Source organism: Streptomyces sp. NPDC058773, from assembly GCF_042746015.1.
Lineage (GTDB): Bacteria > Actinomycetota > Actinomycetes > Streptomycetales > Streptomycetaceae > Streptomyces.
The window spans coordinates 103758-121356 of sequence record NZ_JBHYPE010000007.1 but is presented as its reverse complement, the minus strand read 5'-3'; the positions used below and the strand labels follow the sequence as shown (position 1 = coordinate 121356).

General features: G+C 70.0%; 17 protein-coding genes. 7 read left to right on the top strand and 10 right to left on the bottom strand.

Annotated features, from left to right (window positions below):
• Positions 1–38: 38 nt before the first annotated feature.
• The 3 genes from ACFW5B_RS08950 (at position 39) to ACFW5B_RS08940 (ending at position 1297) form a co-directional block, all read left to right on the top strand.
• Positions 39–569: a CGNR zinc finger domain-containing protein gene (locus ACFW5B_RS08950; protein WP_386435470.1), complete on the top strand. Its 531-nt coding sequence runs from the start codon at positions 39–41 to the stop codon at positions 567–569.
• 106 nt (positions 570–675) lie between these two features.
• The gene (locus ACFW5B_RS08945; RefSeq protein ID WP_386435468.1) at positions 676–810 is read left to right on the top strand and encodes a hypothetical protein; all 135 of its coding nucleotides are present in this window, start codon (positions 676–678) and stop codon (positions 808–810) included.
• A gap of 28 nt (positions 811–838) precedes the next feature.
• Positions 839–1297: a hypothetical protein gene (locus ACFW5B_RS08940; RefSeq protein ID WP_386435465.1), complete on the top strand. Its 459-nt coding sequence runs from the start codon at positions 839–841 to the stop codon at positions 1295–1297.
• 189 nt (positions 1298–1486) lie between these two features.
• Here the strand turns inward: ACFW5B_RS08940 and lipA are convergent, their stop codons facing one another.
• Positions 1487–2449: a lipoyl synthase gene (lipA, locus tag ACFW5B_RS08935; RefSeq protein WP_386435462.1), complete on the bottom strand. Its 963-nt coding sequence runs from the start codon at positions 2447–2449 to the stop codon at positions 1487–1489.
• A 515-nt stretch (positions 2450–2964) separates the two neighbouring features.
• On the opposite strand from lipA, the gene ACFW5B_RS08930 reads away from it, so the two are divergent.
• Together ACFW5B_RS08930 and queC are read left to right on the top strand one after the other, a co-directional pair.
• On the top strand, positions 2965–5859 hold the full coding sequence (locus ACFW5B_RS08930) for an AAA family ATPase (RefSeq protein ID WP_386435460.1): 2895 nt from the start codon (positions 2965–2967) through the stop codon (positions 5857–5859).
• A gap of 202 nt (positions 5860–6061) precedes the next feature.
• Positions 6062–6778: a 7-cyano-7-deazaguanine synthase QueC gene (queC, locus tag ACFW5B_RS08925; protein WP_386435457.1), complete on the top strand. Its 717-nt coding sequence runs from the start codon at positions 6062–6064 to the stop codon at positions 6776–6778.
• Positions 6779–6872: 94 nt separating this feature from the next.
• Here the strand turns inward: queC and ACFW5B_RS08920 are convergent, their stop codons facing one another.
• The 8 genes from ACFW5B_RS08920 to ACFW5B_RS08885 all read right to left on the bottom strand — a co-directional run bounded on the left by ACFW5B_RS08920 (position 6873) and on the right by ACFW5B_RS08885 (position 13458).
• Positions 6873–7577: an HAD family hydrolase gene (locus ACFW5B_RS08920; RefSeq protein ID WP_386435454.1), complete on the bottom strand. Its 705-nt coding sequence runs from the start codon at positions 7575–7577 to the stop codon at positions 6873–6875.
• On the bottom strand, positions 7577–8098 hold the full coding sequence (locus ACFW5B_RS08915) for a phosphoribosyltransferase (protein WP_386435451.1): 522 nt from the start codon (positions 8096–8098) through the stop codon (positions 7577–7579). Before ACFW5B_RS08915 ends, ACFW5B_RS08920 begins: the two co-directional genes overlap by 1 nt.
• Complete coding sequence (locus tag ACFW5B_RS08910) at positions 8095–9150, bottom strand: adenylosuccinate synthetase (RefSeq protein ID WP_386435449.1); 1056 nt, start codon at positions 9148–9150, stop codon at positions 8095–8097. The genes ACFW5B_RS08915 and ACFW5B_RS08910 overlap by 4 nt, the downstream gene beginning before the upstream one ends.
• A complete protein-coding gene (gene purB, locus ACFW5B_RS08905; protein WP_386435446.1) occupies positions 9135–10520 on the bottom strand; it encodes an adenylosuccinate lyase in 1386 nt (461 codons plus the stop codon). Before purB ends, ACFW5B_RS08910 begins: the two co-directional genes overlap by 16 nt.
• Positions 10517–11665, bottom strand: a complete 1149-nt coding sequence (locus ACFW5B_RS08900) for an IMP dehydrogenase (protein WP_386435443.1) — start codon at positions 11663–11665, stop codon at positions 10517–10519. The genes purB and ACFW5B_RS08900 overlap by 4 nt, the downstream gene beginning before the upstream one ends.
• A 53-nt stretch (positions 11666–11718) precedes the next feature.
• Complete coding sequence (gene folE, locus ACFW5B_RS08895; protein WP_386435440.1) at positions 11719–12306, bottom strand: GTP cyclohydrolase I; 588 nt, start codon at positions 12304–12306, stop codon at positions 11719–11721.
• Between the two features lie 17 nt (positions 12307–12323).
• The gene (locus tag ACFW5B_RS08890; RefSeq protein ID WP_386435438.1) at positions 12324–12974 is read right to left on the bottom strand and encodes a 7-carboxy-7-deazaguanine synthase QueE; all 651 of its coding nucleotides are present in this window, start codon (positions 12972–12974) and stop codon (positions 12324–12326) included.
• Positions 12975–13092: 118 nt separating this feature from the next.
• Positions 13093–13458, bottom strand: a complete 366-nt coding sequence (locus tag ACFW5B_RS08885) for a 6-pyruvoyl tetrahydropterin synthase family protein (protein WP_386435436.1) — start codon at positions 13456–13458, stop codon at positions 13093–13095.
• 555 nt (positions 13459–14013) lie between these two features.
• Here ACFW5B_RS08885 and ahcY point away from each other — a divergent pair.
• The gene (gene ahcY / locus ACFW5B_RS08880) at positions 14014–15450 is read left to right on the top strand and encodes an adenosylhomocysteinase (RefSeq protein WP_386435433.1); all 1437 of its coding nucleotides are present in this window, start codon (positions 14014–14016) and stop codon (positions 15448–15450) included.
• A 101-nt stretch (positions 15451–15551) separates the two neighbouring features.
• The gene (locus tag ACFW5B_RS08875; RefSeq protein ID WP_386435430.1) at positions 15552–16085 is read left to right on the top strand and encodes a cupin domain-containing protein; all 534 of its coding nucleotides are present in this window, start codon (positions 15552–15554) and stop codon (positions 16083–16085) included.
• Positions 16086–16120: 35 nt separating this feature from the next.
• Here the strand turns inward: ACFW5B_RS08875 and ACFW5B_RS08870 are convergent, their stop codons facing one another.
• The gene (locus tag ACFW5B_RS08870; protein WP_386435428.1) at positions 16121–17407 is read right to left on the bottom strand and encodes a helix-turn-helix domain-containing protein; all 1287 of its coding nucleotides are present in this window, start codon (positions 17405–17407) and stop codon (positions 16121–16123) included.
• Positions 17408–17599: the final 192 nt, after the last annotated feature.

The window sequence follows — 17599 nt, the reverse complement described above, 5'->3', positions numbered from 1 at the left end:
GACGGGAGTGACTCGCCACAGCCTGCTGTAATGGGCTTATGCAGCAGAACCCTTACGGGGAAGATCCCGTACGGCTGATCACCGGCCTGGCGGCCGAACCGCCCCGCTCCCCCGGGGAGTTCGCCGAGCGCTGTGCCGCGGCGGGCATGGCGATCGACCGGCCGGTGAGCGACGCCGACCTGGCGGAGATCCTGGAGTTCATCCCGCGCTGGCTCGCAGTGGTCGATGCCGGCACACCCCGGCAGCGGGCGGCCGCGCTCAACGACCTGCTGACGGCTTCCGCGAGCCACCCCCGGCTCACCGACCATGCCGACGGCGGCTGGCACCTCCACTACCGCGACGACGGCCTGGGCCTGGCCGGCGTGGTGCGGGCCGTGGTCAGCGTCGGCACCGCACTCCACCTCACGGGACGCGGCATGGACCGGCTCGGCCGCTGCGCCCTGGCCGAGTGCGCTCGCGTGTACGGCGACTTCACCCGGGCCGGCCGGCAGCGCTACTGCTCCCATGCCTGCGCGAACCGCGACGCCGTACGCCGCTTCCGCACCCGGCGCGCGGAAAGCCGGCCATGAGCCGGGCGGCCGGGGGGATGCTGTCCGTATGGGGCACCCGTAACGGCTCCGTACCTCGCCCTACCCCGCCGGACCCCCGGTATGGCGCGAGAGGGAAGATGGCGCCATGGCAAATTCCGCAGGAGCCAAGGCAGTTGTCATCGGGATCGGTGCGCTGGGCGTGGTCGCCGCGCTCGCCGTGCTGTGGATTTTCAGCCTCTTCGCCGCGCTCGTCTTCGGCTGGCCGCCGCTCGGGCCGTGAACGGATGTCGAAGTCTGAGGGAGATGACATGTCCGCCCCGTGGGAACGAGTGATCTGTTCGCCCGAGTGCCCTTGGCGGGCGCAGCGTGCCCTTGTCGCGGCGCTCTGGCACTACACGACCGCGCCGATTTCCGGGCACTTCTGGGTGCGTGGCTGCATTCCGGATCTGGACGGGGCGGCGGTGACCGTCGCGCTGTGGGCCGGGCCGGCGGCGCGGGAGAAAAGGAACCTCTTCTTTTCCGTTCCCTTCGTGTCCGGTGAGCTGCCCGTGGCGGCGACACAGGTCGTCACCGGACTGATGCGGCTGAGCCGGGGAACGCACATTTTCGGCACCACCGGCCGCCGCTTCGACGGCAAGCCCGTCCTCAACGGCAGCAGGCTGGTCGAAGGGCGCCCCGCGGCATGCCTCTGCGCGAAAGCCGGCGAACCGGAAGGGCCGCGGGCCTTCTACTTCGAGCGGCCCGGACAGCTGAAGCAGTTCCACTGAGCGTACGGACGGTCTACGCACGGTCCGCGTCGAAGTGGACGAGCGGCTTGATGATGCCGTCCTCTTTCGACGCCATCATCCGGAAGGCCTGTTCGATCTCGTCGACACGCCTCCCGCCCGTGAACCGCGGCGGCCCCGGTGTCCGTCCGGCTCGGGGCCCGGGGCCGCCGCGATGTCGGGCCGGGACGCTCACCCCCGCAAGGCGAGTGCCGAGCCGCGCCGTTCGACGGCCTGCCGGTAGAGGCGGCCGGCGCGGTAGGAGGAGCGGACCAGCGGGCCGGACATGACGCCCGCGTAGCCGATCTCCTCGGCTTCTTCCTTGAGCTCCACGAACTCGGCGGGCTTGACCCAGCGGTCGATGGGGTGGTGGCGGACCGACGGGCGCAGGTACTGGGTGATCGTGATCAGCTCGCAGCCCGCGTCGTAGAGGTCCTGCAGCGCCTGGCTGATCTCCTCGCGCTCCTCGCCCATGCCCAGGATCAGGTTGGACTTGGTCACCAGTCCGGCCTCGCGGGCCTTGGTGATGACCTCCAGGGAACGCTCGTAGCGGAAGCCGGGGCGGATGCGCTTGAAGATCCGCGGGACCGTCTCGACGTTGTGGGCGAACACCTCGGGGCGGCACGAGAAGACCTCGGCCAGTGCGGCCGGCGCCCCGTTGTAGTCGGGGGCGAGCAGCTCCACTTGGGTGCGCCCGTCCTTGCGGTCCGCGGTCATCGCGTGGATCTGCCGGACGGTCTCGGCGTAGAGCCAGGCGCCGCCGTCCGCAAGGTCGTCGCGCGCGACGCCGGTGATCGTGGCGTAGTTGAGGTCCATCGAGACGACGGACTCGCCCACCCGGCGCGGCTCGTCGCGGTCCATCTCCTGCGGCTTGCCCGTGTCGATCAGGCAGAAGTCGCACCGGCGGGTGCACTGGTCCCCACCGACGAGGAAGGTGGCCTCGCGGTCCTCCCAGCACTCGAAGATGTTGGGACAGCCCGCCTCCTGGCAGACCGTGTGCAGACCCTCGTCCTTGACCAGCTTCTGGAGGTGGTTGTACTCGGGTCCCATGGTCGCCCGGGTCTTGATCCACTCGGGCTTGTGCTCAATGGGGGTCTGGCTGTTCCGGACCTCCAGGCGCAGCATCTTGCGTCCGTCGGGTGCGACAGCGGGCACGTTCGGTACCTCTCTTTGCAGGGGGGTGATGCGCGACGCTTTGGGCTTCGACGGGGTCAGGCTACGCCCAGGCGGTGATCGCGACCGGTGGGATTCGGACCGGTCGCGATCACCTGCCGGAGCAGTTCGGGCGTGGCTTCCGGGGTGCGCGTGATGCGTTCGCAAGTCGGCGGGACGAAGCGCCTCAGGCCCCGCGGGACGCATTGCCATACCGTAGGCGCGGTCGGTCATTTCCCTTGGTTCCAGGGCCACTTCGACGTGTGGCGCACAGCCGCCGAGCGCCCTGATGGCCGTCGGCACGGTGACCGGAAACCGATGTTTGCGAAGCCGGCCTGCCGCGCCGACGGGAGGGGCGGATCGCGGTGGACGCGTGCCTCGGGGCGGATGACACCGATGTCGCGTTGCCTGTTTGCCTCTTATGAAGGGCAATGGCCAGGTCGTTCAAATTGCCGTCGTTGTGAGCACACAGTTGGTGCTGGAGGGGAAAGAGCAGTGACTTGTGACAGAGGAGCTTCATGCATCGCACAGACGAGGGGCTGCACATGTGCATGACGGGGCGTCAGAGTGAGATGCGCCTGCTCGGCCAAGCCCTGGAGGAGTGCGCCCGAGGCGAAGCGGTCCGCTTTCTCGTGACCGGAGAACCCGGGATCGGGCGGACCGGCCTGCTTCGCGCGTTCTCGGCCTCCGCCCGTGCTCAGGGGTGTCACACCATCGACCTGGTGTGCTCGCTTCACGACCGCAATCATCCGCTCGGCCTCGCGCACCAACTGGCCGGGAAACTCGCCGCTCTGCTGCCGGAGGCGCACAGCTGCCGCACGGCCATCGAAGCGGCCCTGTCGTCGCCCGGGGACCGCACGGGCCCGCCTGCATCGCCCCGGGCGGACACCGGCGATTTGCTCCCGCTGGTCCTGACCGCCCTCGCGGAGCTGGCGTCCGGCGCGTCCGTGGTCATCGGTCTGGACGACGCCCACCAGGCCGACACCGCATCGCTGGAACTCCTCCGGCGCGCGCTGCTGCCCCCTCATCTCACACGCGTGCTCCTGGTGGCCTCCGTGCGGGACGGCGAGCGCGGGGGTGGTCCCGGCGAGCGCCACGAGCTGCTGGTCGGTGCCCGGCACCTGCGGCTGGCGGGGCTCACCCAGGCACAGGCCGCCACGCTGCTGCGGCGGACGCTGCACCGCACTCCGGCGGCCGAGGTCGTGGCGGAGTGTCACCGGGCCTGTGCCGGGAACCCGTTCATGCTCACCGAGGTCGCCCGCGTCCTGCGCGACCGTCCGGCGGACACCCCCGGCCGGGCACCGGCCGCCGCCCTGCGGCCCGCCGCCGTCGCGGACTTCATCGGGACCCGGCTGGCACGGATCGACCCCAACGCCGCGAAGGTGGCCACCGCCATCGCGATCGCGGAGACCGAAGCGGCCGCGAGCCCGCTCCTCGTCAGCCATCTCAGCGGACTGTCGCTGGCCGAGACGCTCGCCGCGGTCGATCTGCTGGTCTGTATGCACCTGGCCGGGGACAGCGACAAGCTGTCGCTGCGCCATCCCGTCGTACGCCGTGCACTGCTGGGCCGGATGACCCTGATGGCGCGCAACGCCGCGCATCTCGCGGCCGCCACCTACCTCCACGGCAAACAGGCCCCGGCCGAGCAGATCGCCGGTCATCTCACCGCGTCCACGGTGCCGCTGGACGACTCCTGGCCGGTCGCGGTGCTGATGCGGGCCGGGCGGACGGCACTCGCCGCGGGGGAACCCCGCAGAGCCCGGCGTTACCTGGAGCACGCCGTACAGACGGCATCGGGCGAGGCCCGCCGGGAGGCGCTGCTCCGGCTCACCGACGCCACCATGGCGATCAACCGGGTCCACGGCATCGACGAGGCGATCAGGACCCTGGAGGAGAGCACGGACGACGCGCTCCGCCTCCCCCTCCTGGCGCGGATCAGCACCGCGCTGTACCTCGGATTCCAGCCCGGCGAGGCGGCGCGGACGACCATCACCGCCGGTCCCGTGTGGGCCCGCCTGTCCGGCTGGCACCAGGTGCACCGCATGCTCGACTGCCTGAACACCTACCCGCTGCCGTCCGCGGCCCAGATCGGCGCGGAGCGCCTCGCGCCGAAGGGGCACAGGCTGGGCAGACCCACGGCTGCGGACGCCGACTTCTGCGGAGCGGCGCAGGCAGCCGCCGCGGCGCTGGTCATCGGCGCCCTGCGCAGTCACCTCGACGGCGGCCGGCCGGCCGACGCGGTGAGACAGGCGCAGGAGGCGTTACGGGCCGACACGGGTCTGTGCCTGCATCCGGTGCTGAAGCTGATGGCGCTGATGGTCCTGACGTGGAACGGCCGGGACGCGGCCGTGGCGGCGCACCTGGAACGGCACGAGGACTGTGCGCGGTGCCATGAGCACCCGCTGCACCGGACGCTGCTGCTGCCGGTCACCGCGCGGATGGCGCTGCTGCGCGGACGGCTGCGGGCGGCCCACGACGAGCTCAGTGAGTGCGTGGCGGCCATCGTCCACCACAAGACGCGGTACCAGCACCCGCTGCTGGTCTGGGTCGTGGGGATGCTGGCGGAGGTCCAGCTCGCCATGGGGCGCGGCGACGAGGCCCGCGCGCTGCTGCGGGAGCACGGCTGTCTGGGCAGCCTGCCGCCGGGCTGGCTCTACCGGGACGTGTGGCTCACCCGTGCCCGGCTGCGGGCCGACAGCGGCGATCTGCCGGGCGCCGCCCGGGACTTGGCCGAGGCCTGGGGCCCGGACGGCCCGTCGGGTGCCACCGGCGGCAGCCATGCGTTCCTGCACGCCGCCGACCTGCTGACCCAGCTGGGACGGGACGAGGAGGCCCGGGACGCCGCGGGCCGGCTGCTGCGGTCCGCGGAGGCCGCGGACACCGCGCGGGAACGCGGCATCGCCCTGCGGGTGCTCGGTGCCCTGCCGCACGTCCCCGAGGGCGAGAAGCTGCTGCGTGAGGCGGTGCGGCTGCTGACCGAGGCGGGCGCCGACCACGACCTCGCGCATGCCTGTGCCGATCTGGCCTGCCTGTTGTTCGACGAAGGGCACCACGATGAGGCGCTCACCCAACTGAGCACGGCGCTCGAACTGGCCGACCGGTGCGGCGCACGACCGCTCGCGCGGCGGCTGCGGCAGCGGCTGGCGGCGGCCGAGGGGCGGTCCGCCGGCCGTTCGCCGCTGGGCGGTGTCCTGAAGCTGACCAAGCGGGAGAAGCAGATCCTGATCGACGCCGTGCGGGGGTCGACCAACGAACGGATCGCGACCACGCTGCACATCACCCGCCGCACGGTGGAGCTGCATCTCTCCAGCGCCTACCGGAAGCTCGACATCACCGGCCGCAAGGACTTCCCGCATCTGTTCCGTACGGCCGGTCTGTGGCCGCTGCTGGTCGACTCCGCCGGCTTCCACTGACCGGGAGGCGCCGCCCCGCTCCCCCGCCCGGCGGCCCGGCCTCTCGGAGTCCTTCCGGCACCCCTCGGTATCCGCCCGGACGCTTTACGGCCCGCGCCGTGATGTCCCGCGCCCCGGCCGCCACCACGATGTTCGGAGATAACCGGCCGCACGGCCGCATCCCGCGGACGTTCCGCATTCCTTCTCCTTCCGGAGGTTTCTGATGGCTCAGGACGACACTCGCTCGGATCCGTTCACCGCAGTCGTGGTGCTGTCGGGAGGCATGGACTCCACGGCGCTCATGGCGCACTACGCCGCCCTGCACCACTCGCTGATCGCCGTCACCGTCGACTACGGGCAGCGTCATCACCGGGAGATCGAATCGGCCCGCGCGGTGGCCGCCCACTACGGTGCCAAGCACCATGTGGTCGATCTGCGGAGCTTCGGCTCACTGCTCACCGGGTCGGCGCTGACCGACGATGAGGTCACGGTCCCCGACGGGCACTACGCGGAGCAGTCCATGCGGGCCACCGTGGTGCCGAACCGCAACGCGGTGCTGGCGAACGTCGCGGTCTCGATCGGCGTCGCGCACCGCGCCGCGGTGGTGGCCCTGGGCATGCACGCCGGGGACCACTTCATTTACCCCGACTGCCGGCCGCCGTTCGTCAACGCGCTGCGGGAGCTGGTCACGGTGGCCAACGAGGGCTTCGCCATTCCCCGGGTGGAGGCGCCGTTCATCGAATGGTCCAAGACCGATATCGCCACGCACGGCACCCGGCTCGGCGCTCCTCTGGAGCTCAGCTGGTCCTGCTACAAGGGGGGCGACCGGCACTGCGGGACGTGCGGGACCTGCTACGAACGCCGGGAGGCGTTCCGCAATGCCGGACTGCCCGACCCGACCGACTACCTCGATGACGTGACCGAGCACGCGGCGCCCTGACACCCCTCGCCCGCCACAGGCGGCGATACACGACGACGGACCGGGCTCCCCTCAAGGAGCCCGGCCCGTCGTCGTTGCCGGTCCGCCGCGCGGCTCAGGTCACCCGCTCCCGCCCGAGCACCAGCGTGCCCAGGTCCGCGGCGGACGTCAGCAGCACGTCCGGCCCGTCCGGCTGCCCCTGGGGAGGCAGCGTGCCGCCGTTGCCGGTCCGGACGCCGACGACCACGGCCTCCAGGCGGCGGCCCAGCGCGACATCGGACGGGGTGTCCCCCACGACGTAGAGCCGGTCGCCGGGCGCATGACCGAGTTCGGCCAGTGCGCGCCGGGCCAGCTCGGTCTTGCAGTCGGCGTCAGGGGTATCGCCCTGCCGGGCCGTCAGATCGTCCCGGGTCAGCACCGGACCGAAACAGTCCAGGACCGCGTGCCGCCCGAGCAGGCCGACCGTGGCTTCGGTGCCGACCCAGGAACTGACCAGCGCGAGCCGCACGCCCGCGCCGGACAGCGCGGTCAGCATCGGCACCACCCCTGGATACAGCCGCCCGTACGGCATGTACCGGCGGACCACCTCGTCCACGCGGTCCTTGACCCGGACCGAGCCGATGCGCAGCGCACCGGTCGTGATCGCGGACCAGTAGGCGAACCCGAGGATCTCCTCGCGGGGCGGCGGGATCACCCCCTGGTGCCGGTGCAGATCCAGGATGAAGCGGTGGAACATGTCATAGAAGTCCAGCAGGGTGCCGTCCCGGTCCAGGACGACCGTGGCCGGCGCGGCGCTCTCCGCCTGATCGAGCATGCTCATCACGCCCGCAACGGTACGGCGAGTTCATGGGCGCCGGGCGGCGTCTCCCAGGGGAAGACCGTCCAGTCGTCCACCTCGGTGGCCTGGTAGTCGGCGGTGCTCGCCGCGCCCAGATTGCGGACCACCACAGCCGTACGGACCTCGGCGGCACCGCGGTCCAGCATGGTCTGCTTCGCCAGGGCCATGGTCCCGCCGTCGCCCATGATGTCGTCGACCAGCAGCACCCTGGAGCCGTCCAGCGGGCGCTCCGGCACCACGTACTGGAGCACCGCCTCACCGCGCCCGCTGTAACGGGAGTTGGAGGAGTTACGGGGAATGCCCAGGATGCGGAAGTCCTCGACGCCCAGCAGGTTCGACAGGGCGATGGCCGGCGGCAGCCCGCCCCGTGCGATACCCGCCACCAGCGTGGGGGCGAAGCCGTCGGACCGGATGTCCTCGGCCATCCTGTCGAGCATCCGGCCCATGGTCTCCCAGCTGATGGTCAGCAGCCGGTCCCGGCGCCACATCGGAGTCGCGTTCATCGGTTGCCTCCCACACCCGTCGCCATGTCACTGTCCGTGCCCGCGGGCTGTCCGTGCCACCGCTCGATGACATCGGCGGTGCCCGGGCCGGTGCCGATCAGATCGACCGGCAGACCCAGCCCCTTCTCCACCCGCGCCACGAACGCCGCCGCGGCCTCGGGCAGTTCGCCGGTGCGCAGCGCGCGGCAGGACGCGTCCACCTGGTCGAGGAAGGTGAGCGCGATCCGCGTGGGGCGGTTGACGCGGACCGCGTCCCGCGCCTGGTCCATGTCGAACGTGCCGGCCCGGCGCCGTCGCCCGGTGACCGTGCCGTACTCCACGATCCCCAGGCGTTCGGCCTCCTCCTCGCTCATCTCGGTCGGGAAGGGGCCGGCGCCGACCCGGGTCGGATAGGCGCGGAAGACCAGCACCACCTCGTCGATGGCGGTCGGCCCGAGCCCGGCGTCCGCGGCGGCGGTACTCGCCGTGCTGTCCTTGCCGACGGTGTACGGATACGTGCCGTACAGCACCGAGAGGCCGAAGCCGTTGGTGCCCTCGACATGCACCCGGTCGCCCGCGTCGACCGCGTCGTTCACCTCCCGCACGGTGTCCGCCAGATACGGGGCGAGGGCCGGGATGTCCTCGGCCCGGCGCGCCGAGCGCATCGCACGGGCCGCCAGCGCCGGACCGTGCCCGCTGCCCGTGCTGCGCACCCGCTCGCTGAGGACGGTGTCCGCCGCCTCGGCGCTCACATGGCCCGGGTCGATGACGGTGGCGCGGTAGTCCACCCCCACCCGGTCCCGCGCGCCGAACTCCTCGATCTCCCGCAGCAGCACGTCCGGCCGGACCAGCACCCCCGCGCCCAGCAGGAGCCGGGTACCGGGGTGGATCACCGCACTGGGGAGCTGGCGCAGCTTGAGGGTGCGTCCGCCGTGCACCACCGTGTGCCCCGCGCCCGGCCCCAGCCCGGCGCGGACCGCCACCGCGGGTTCGTCCCGGACCGCCAGATAGCTGGAGATCTTTCCCTTGGCCTCGTCACCCCACTGGCCACCCACGATCACTGTGCCGGGCATGTCAGCGCTCCTTCCGACGTCTTGCCGAGTGCCGCTTCGGCCCGGCGTACGGTCTCGTCCGTCAGGCGCTCGCAGAAGCCGATGTCCGTGGACGCTCCGGCCAGCGACGCGATCTCCTGCGGGGGCAGTACGGCCGTCACCGACGGGTCGTCCGAGAGGACCGCCACCAGGTCGCGTTCCTCCTGGGCGGCGGTCGCGCTGGCCCGCTGAAGGAGCCGGTAGGCGTCGAGCCGGTCGGTGCCGCGGTCGACCATGGCCAGCAGGACCGCTTCGCTGAGATGGCTGTTGCGGGAACGGTCGAGGTTCTCCTGCATCCGGTGCGGAAAGACCCGGAGGTCTTCCAGCACGGCGGTGGTGGTGGTGAGCATCTCGTCGAGCAGCACACATGCCTGCGGAAGCGTGAAGCGCTCGTTGGCGGAGTTGGCGAGATCCCGCTCGTGCCAGGTCACCACGTTCTCCAGCGCCGGTCCGACCAGGGACCGCAGCAGCCGGGCGAGGCTGCAAATACGCTCGCTGCGCACCGGATTGCGCTTGTGGGGCATCGCGGAACTGCCGATCTGGTCGCCCTCGGCGAAGGACTCGGCCAGCTCGCCGATCTCGGTCCGCTGGAGATTGCGGATCTCCGTCGCGAGGTTGTCCAGGCACGCCGCGGTCAGCGCCGTCCAGCAGACGAACTCCGCCATGCGGTCCCGCGCCACCGCCTGGGCGCAGATCTGGGGCTCCGGAAGGTTCAGCCGGGCCAGCACCGCACGCTGCACCTGGAGGCCCTGGGACCCCAGGCCCCCCAGCGAGCCGACGGCGCCGGCGATCTTGCCCATGACGGCGCGGCCGCGCAGCTGCTCCAGCCGCTCCAGACAGCGGGTCAACTGGTCGAGGATGACGGCGAGTTTGAAGCCGAGGGTGACGGGCTGGGCGTGCTGGCCGTGGGTACGGCCGATCATCACCTGCCGGCCTTCCTTGGCGATCTGCCGGTTCAGCACCCCGATGACGGCGCGCAGCCGTTCGCCGAGGATGCCGATCGCCTCGTCGAGCTGCAGCGCCAGGGCGGTGTCGATGACATCGCTGCTGGTCACGCCGTGGTGCACATAGCGGCCGTACGGAGCGCAGGTCTCCGCGAACTCCTGTACCACCGCGTACAGTTCGTGCCGGCTCATCGATTCGATCGCGGCGATGCGGTCCAGGTCGCAACGGTGGGTGCGGGAGCGTTCCTCGATCACCTCGGCCGCCTCGGCCGGGATCACGCCCAGCTGTCCCTGCACCGCGGCCAGCGCGCCTTCCACCCGTACGAACAGCTCGTAGCGGCGGCGGTCGCCGAGCAGCCGGCGCATCTCCTCGCTGCCGTAACGGCCCGACTCCCAGGGGCTCGTCATCCGGTGGCCTCCTTGGCGTAGTCCAAGGCCTCCTGCTGCGTGCGCTCCAGGGCGTGCGGCCGGCTCTCCGACAGACCGGCCGGCGTCACCCGGATGAACTCGGCCTTCTCCCGGAGCTCGGCCAGCGTGTGGGCACCGGAGTAGCTCATGCCCGACCGCAGACCGCCGAGGAACGGCCGCAGCGTCGCGGCCAGCGTCCCCGAGTGCGCGAAGGTGGCCTCGACCCCCTCCGGGGTGTACTCCTCCAGTTCCGCACGGCTGACCGCTTCGCCGCGGGCCCGCTTGAGGGTGAGCCGCATGCCGAAGGTGACGAAGCCGGTGCTGACCTTGACGCGGCGGCCGTCCCGTTCCACCAGCCGTGCCTCGCTCTCGTCGGCTCCGGCCAGGGCACTGCCGAGCATCACCGAATGGCCGCCCGCCGCAAGGGCCTTGACCACATCGCCGGGGGCCTTGATGCCACCGTCCGCGATGATCGGGGTGCCCGTGCGGGCCGCCTCCTCCGCGCAGTCGAGGACGGCGGTCAGCTGCGGCACCCCGCTGCCCGCGACGATCCGGGTGGTGCAGATGCCGCCCGGACCGATGCCCACCTTCACCGCGCCGGCACCGGCGTCGATCAGGTCCCGGGTGGCGGCGGCGGTGGCGACGTTCCCGGCGATCAGCGGGGTCTGCGGGAACCGGGCGCGCAGCTTCTCCACGGTGTCCAGCACATAGTCCGCATGGCCGTGCGCCACGTCGGTGACCAGCACATCCGCGCCCGCCTCGACGAGCAGGGCGGCCCGCTCCAGATAGTCGTCGGTCACCCCGATCGCGGCGCCGACGCGCAGCCGCCCCGACCCGTCGACGGTGGCGGTGTCCGTCCCCTCGGGGACGGCCGACGCCTTGACCGCGGCGACCTCGGCGGCCTGGTCCTGGGCGGTCTGCATCCGGTGCACGACACCGAGTCCCCCGGCGAGCGCCATCGCCACCGCCATCCGCCGGCCCGTGCACCAGGGGGTGTTGGCGGACAGGACGGGTACCCGCAGGGATATCCCGGCCACCAGTTCCGTGCTGATGTCGGTGGCCGCACGGCTCACCACCGAGGTGCGCTGCGGTACCAGCAACACGTCATCCAGGCTCAGCCCGGTACGGATCTCACGAATCGCCACGTGCCTGCTCCTCCGATCGTGGACGGCTGTCATTTCTCATGTGCGTGCCTGACTTACTTGCGTGCCTGGAAAACCGTCGCCACGAGTTCCTGGCGGGCCGGGCCGTACTCCTCGAAAATTCCCGAGTAGGCGGCAGACGTCATGGCCGCCGGGGTACGGATGCCGCGCATGCTCATGCACAGGTGCTCACCCGTGGCGATAACCGCCACATCCACCGAACCGGTCACCTTGGTGACCTCGTCCGCGATATCGCGCACCAGGCGTTCCTGCACCTGGAGCCGGTGTGCGTGCCGATGGGCGATCCGGGCGAATTTCGACAGCCCGAGCACCTCGCCGTGCGGCCGGTAGGCGATGGTGACCGCGCAGGAGAACGGCAGCAGATGGTGCTCGCACAGCGACCACACATTGATGTCCGAGACCATCACCATCTGGCCCTCGGTCTGCAACGGGAAAAGGGTGTCCACGGCCCCCGCGTCATACCGTGAGAACTCCCGCCACCATCGGGCGAATCGCGCCGGGGTGTCCTTGAGTCCGTCCCGCTCGGGATCCTCACCGATTTCGACCAGCAGCCGGCGTGCGATGTCCTCCAACGGGTCCGGGGAATCCGCCGCGCGTGCCTCGTTGAGGACATCCAGTTCCATAGCTCCGCTCACTGTGCTCACACACCTCTCCGGTCGCCCCAGACGGCAACATGCAATCGAGTGGTCAGGTTCCAGCCTCGTGCCACGACCTCATCGCCCAGATCGGCGAGGTGCCGGCCGACCTCCGCCGGCAGCTGCCCCTCGGGCATGATCCATACGGGTTCCGTGCCGTACCGTTCGACGGCGGAGGCCACTTCATCGAGGTCGCCGGTATTGCGGCAGACGAATTTGAAAGCCGTTCCCGGCACCGCCGCGAGTGCGCGGAGTGCTTCCGGGACCAGCCGGCGCGATTCCGGGTCCCCCGAATGCGCCAGTTTGGGCGAGACGTTGAACCGGACCCCCAGGCTCACCAGATCGTCCCGCGGGACCACGGTGCCGTTCGTCTCGATTTCGATCTGCCGCCCCGCGGCGGTCAGTTCCCGGATCAGGGGGAGCATCCGGCGCTGCTGGCTCAGCGGTTCCCCGCCGGAAATCACGATCAGGGGGACGTCGTAGTCGAGGAGTTTGCGCAGCACCTCGGCCCAGGGCATGGGCGTCAATTCCTGACGGGGGTCATAGGCGACCCCGGAATCGGCCGTACCGGTCCAGTCCCAGGTATAGGGCGTGTCACACCAGCGGCAGGACAGATTGCAGCCGCCCAGCCGGACGAAGGCACAACGCCGGCCCATGGAAGGCCCTTCACCCTGCACGGTCCTCAAGTGGGGCCGAAGATCTCATTCACTACGAGCTTCGGTCCCACCGCGGCATCACCTCCCCGGCGTGCCGCCGTCAGGGGCTTGTCGCCCGTCACGGCCGGTACTCCGCCCACGTCTTGGCGGTCTCGGACACCCGCACCGCACTGAGCTGGGGATAGTGCGGCAGCCAACGCTCGTACAGCCACTGCGACAGGTTCTCGGCGGACGGATTGCGGTCGGTCAGCACCTCATTCAGATGCCGGTGATCGACCTCGCTGTCCAGCCACCGGCTGAACTGCTGGAGGTCGCCGTAGTCCCGGACGAAGCCCGCCTTGTCCAGGCCGTCCGCCGGCGCCGAAAGCTCCAGCTCCACCACATAGTTGTGTCCGTGCATCCGGCCACAGGGGTGTCCGTCCGGAAGTTCGGCCAGCTGATGGCTGGCCGAGAAATGGAACTCCTTGGTGATCCGAAAAGCCATGTGCACCCTCCTGCTCAAGTAGGACCGCGCCTCACATCAGGTCGTGGTGGACGCTCATCGGGAGCGCCGGTCCCATGGTGTATTCGGCCTCGCAGCGGCACATCACGGCCATGACCGTGACCCTGGCCGGGGCATACCGAGACACCGCCGAGGGGGTACCGAATCAGCGCCGTGCACCGGGCCGGACACCGCGTTGCGGCACGCCGCGGCGGGTGGACGGGAAAGGCCCGGCTCCCGCGCATTGCCCAAAGGCCCTTGTCCGGAGGAAAAGCCCCTGGCATGGCGTGTCGCCCGTTGCCCCGAACAGGAGACACCGCTCAACTGCTGTTCTTGAAAGCAGAGTTGAGGGAAACTCGGTGGGCGAATCATGCGGAACACCACCGGGCCGGTCCTCATGACGGCACCGCCGTTCTCAAGCCGCCTTGGATTTCGCCGGCTGCGGCGTCCCGGGCACACCGGTCCGACGCCCGCCTCGTCTTCATGACGGCTCTGCGGATTGCTCTCCCTGGCGAAGGCCGACCCGTGCCTTCCCCCCCACACACGACAGGAATTCCAGTGACGAGCACAGAAGCTACGGATCTCCAGATCGCCGATATCACCCTGGCCGCGGCGGGACGACGGGACATCGCCATGGCCGAGCACGAAATGACCGGTCTGATGGCGCTGAGAGCGGAGTACGCAGGCCGGCGGCCACTCGCCGGTGCCCGCATCAGCGGATTCCTCCATCTGACGATTCAGACAGCCGTGCTGATCGAGACGCTGACCGCGCTGGGCGCGGAGGTCCGCTGGGCGGGCTCCAACCGGCTCTCGACCCAGGACCGTGCCGCCGCGGCCGTGGCCGTCGGCCCCGACGGGGGCCCGGGTGTCCCGGTGTTCGCGTGGAAGGGCCAGAGCATGACGGACTTCTGGCGGTGTGCACAGCACGTACTGGCCTGGCCGGACGGGTGCGGCCCCAACATGCTGATGGACGACGGCGGGAGCCTCACGCTGCTGCTGCACCAGGGCGTGGAGTACGAGAAGACCGGAACCGTGTCGCTGGACGAGGAATCGGCGGACCCGAACGAACGGGCCATGCTGGACGTGGTCAAGCGCATGGCGGAACACGACGCCTCCTACTGGAGCACGCTCGCCGCGAATGTCCGCGGAGCCAGTGAGCAGACCACCACCGGCACCACCGTCCTGCGCCGGCTCGAAGCGCAGGACGCGCTGATGTTCCCCGCGATCAGCGTCAACGATTCGGTGACCAAGTCCAAGTTCGACAACCGCTACCAGTGCCGGCAATCGGTGGTCGAGGCGCTCAAGGCGGCGACGGCCACCCAGATCGGCGGCAAACTGGCCGTGGTGTGCGGTTACGGTGACGTCGGAAAGGGGTGCGCCGACGCGCTGCGGGCACAGCTCGCCCGGGTCGTGGTCACCGAGATCGACCCCATCTGCGCCTTTCAGGCAGCCATGGACGGCTTCCTGGTGGCACCCCTTGAGCAGGTGGTCGGCGAAGCCGACATCGTCATCACGACAACGGGCTGCGCGAATGTCATCACCGCGGAGCACCTGGCCCGGATGAAGCACCGGGCGATCGTGGGGAACATGGGGCATCTGGACACCGAGATCGATGTCGACGCCCTGGCCCGGATTCCCGGCATCCGCAAGGTGCCGGCCAGGCCGCAGGTCCACGAGTGGGCCTTCCCCGACGGTCATTCGGTGATCGTGCTGTCCGAGGGCCGGCTGATGAATCTCGGCAACGCGCCCGATCACCCCAGCTTCGTGATGTCGAGCTCGCTCTCGAACCAGGCGCTGGCACAGCTCGAGCTGTACACGAACACCGGTGGCTATGCGCCCGGGGTGCACCATCTGCCCAAGCTCCTCGACGAGAAGGTGGCACGGCTGCATCTCCCCGCGCTGGGCGCCGAACTGACCGCACTCACCCCGGCACAGGCCGGCCAGCTCGGGGTGGCCGTCGGCGGGCCGTACAAGCCTGAGAACTACCGCTACTGAGGGCGTCCCGCCGGCCCGGCCGCCACCCGGCCGGGCCGGCGTCCGCGGGCCCTCGGCCCCGCATCCCGCCCGCTGCCGCCGCACCACGAAAGAGGTACGAGATGTCACGGCCCGCACTCACGGTCCCGGATCTGATCGAGCATTTCGGGCTGGAACCCCTGCCGCTCGAAGGAGGCTTCTTCCGGCCCACCTGGACCGCGCCGAAAGAACGGGACGAACGGCCCGAGGGCACCGCGATCATCGCCTTACTCACCGCCGAGGACGAGCAGTTCTCGGCGATGCACCGCTTACCGGTCGACGAGATATGGCACTTCTATCTCGGCGATCCCATCGAGCTTCTGCTGCTCCATCCGGACGGGAAGGACCGCACGGTCGTGCTCGGTACGGACGTCCTGGCCGGGCAGCAGATACAGATGTGCGTCCCCGCGGGCACCTGGATGGGCGGCCGGGTCCGCGACGGAGGCGAATGGTCCTTGTTCGGCTGCACCATGGCGCCCGGCTTTGTCTTCTCCGACTATGAAGGCGGGGACGCCGAGGAACTGTGCGTGCGCTACCCACGGGCCGCGGCGCAGATCAGGAGCCGGTGCCGTCCCGGTGTCCCGCTCCGCGTGGAGAACGGCAAACCGGCCGGCTGACCGGCGTCTTCAACCACGGCACCGTTTCCGGGAATTCAGCAGGAGCCGGCCCCCTGCCCCGCGTAGGTGGCGAGAGGGGTGTCGTGTCCGGCAAGTTCCCGCGCAAAGCCCTTCACGGTCTTCTCGAAGCGGTATTCTTCGCGTGAACTGCGGTGCAGCAGATGGATATCCGCCAGCGAGTCGAGGACCCGCCGTGTCCGGACGATATCGACCCCCAGCATTTTCGCCGCCTCGGAGACCGTGACGACGTACCCCGGACAGCCGCCGAGAAGCCGCAGAGCGCGGGCGGCTTCCGGCTGGAGGGAGCGGTACGAGCCCGACAGCGCGGTGTACATGTCGCTGGTCTCGTCATGTGTGGTACACAGATACTTGAGCAGCGATTCCGAACCGCATCGTTCGCACAGCTCCAGGCCGTCCACCATTTCTCGCTGCTCGACGGCGATGCGTACGGTCAGGGGCAGATAGCGGCATTCACAGCATGGGTCTCTTTCCAGAGGCAAAGGCGTTCCCGCGAGACGGGACAGCAGTCCGCTGCACTCACTCCCGGACAGGTACGGCACCGTGATGCGGTGGGCGCCGTCCCGGGTGACCAGACCGGTCAGCCGACTGCGGCTGGTGATCACGGCCATGCACTGGGGCGAGGCCGGCAGGAGCGGGCGCACCTGTTCCGCACCGGCCGCGTTGTCGAGGACGATCAGTACACGTTTTCCCGTCAGCAAACTGCGGTAACTCGCAGCGAGATCGTTCAACTCCCCCGAGAAATAGCCGGGCGCGGCACCCAACGCGGTCATGAAATTCCGTAACACCTGACGGCTGCTGGCCGGCCGCCCGGCCAGGCTGAATCCCTGGAGATCCGCAAACAGCACTCCGTCCGGAAAATGGCTCCGGACCCGGTGGCTCCAGTGCACCACAGTGGCCGTTTTTCCTACTCCCGCGGCCCCTTCCACCACCGTGGCCACGGCTTGTCCGTCGCGCTGCCGATGGACCTCGGCGAGCAAGGCGTCCAGTTGCCCGAGGGGTTCTTCCCGGCCGGTGAAATCAGCAATGCTCCGGGGAAGTTGAACGGGGCTGACGGTGCCACTGCGACGCCGTGGAGAACGCACGGCCAGGGCGAGAAGGCTTCCCTTCGCACCCAGCGCTTCGTCGCACAACCTCACCAGCCCCTCGGCCGGTTGCTTCTTGCCGGTTTCCACCCGGCTCAAGTGGCTTCTGCTATAATTCACGAGTCGCGCCAAGTCACCCAGGGACATCCCGCGTTCTTTGCGTAAGATTCGCAGTGACGAGCCGAACGAGGCACCCACAGAAGTTATTCGCTTCGTCATCCGCCTTCTCCATGCCGATGAATCCAACGGCGCCTAGAGTTTCCGTGGAGGAGTCGCGCCGGGCCCTGTGCGCTCTGCTCAGACAGTGGCCATCCGGGCAACCGCCCCGCTGCACACAGGACAAACTTCCGGCGAATAGCGGTCACACTGAACAAATTTAGACAGCAAAAAGTGCATCAACGCGGAATGCGG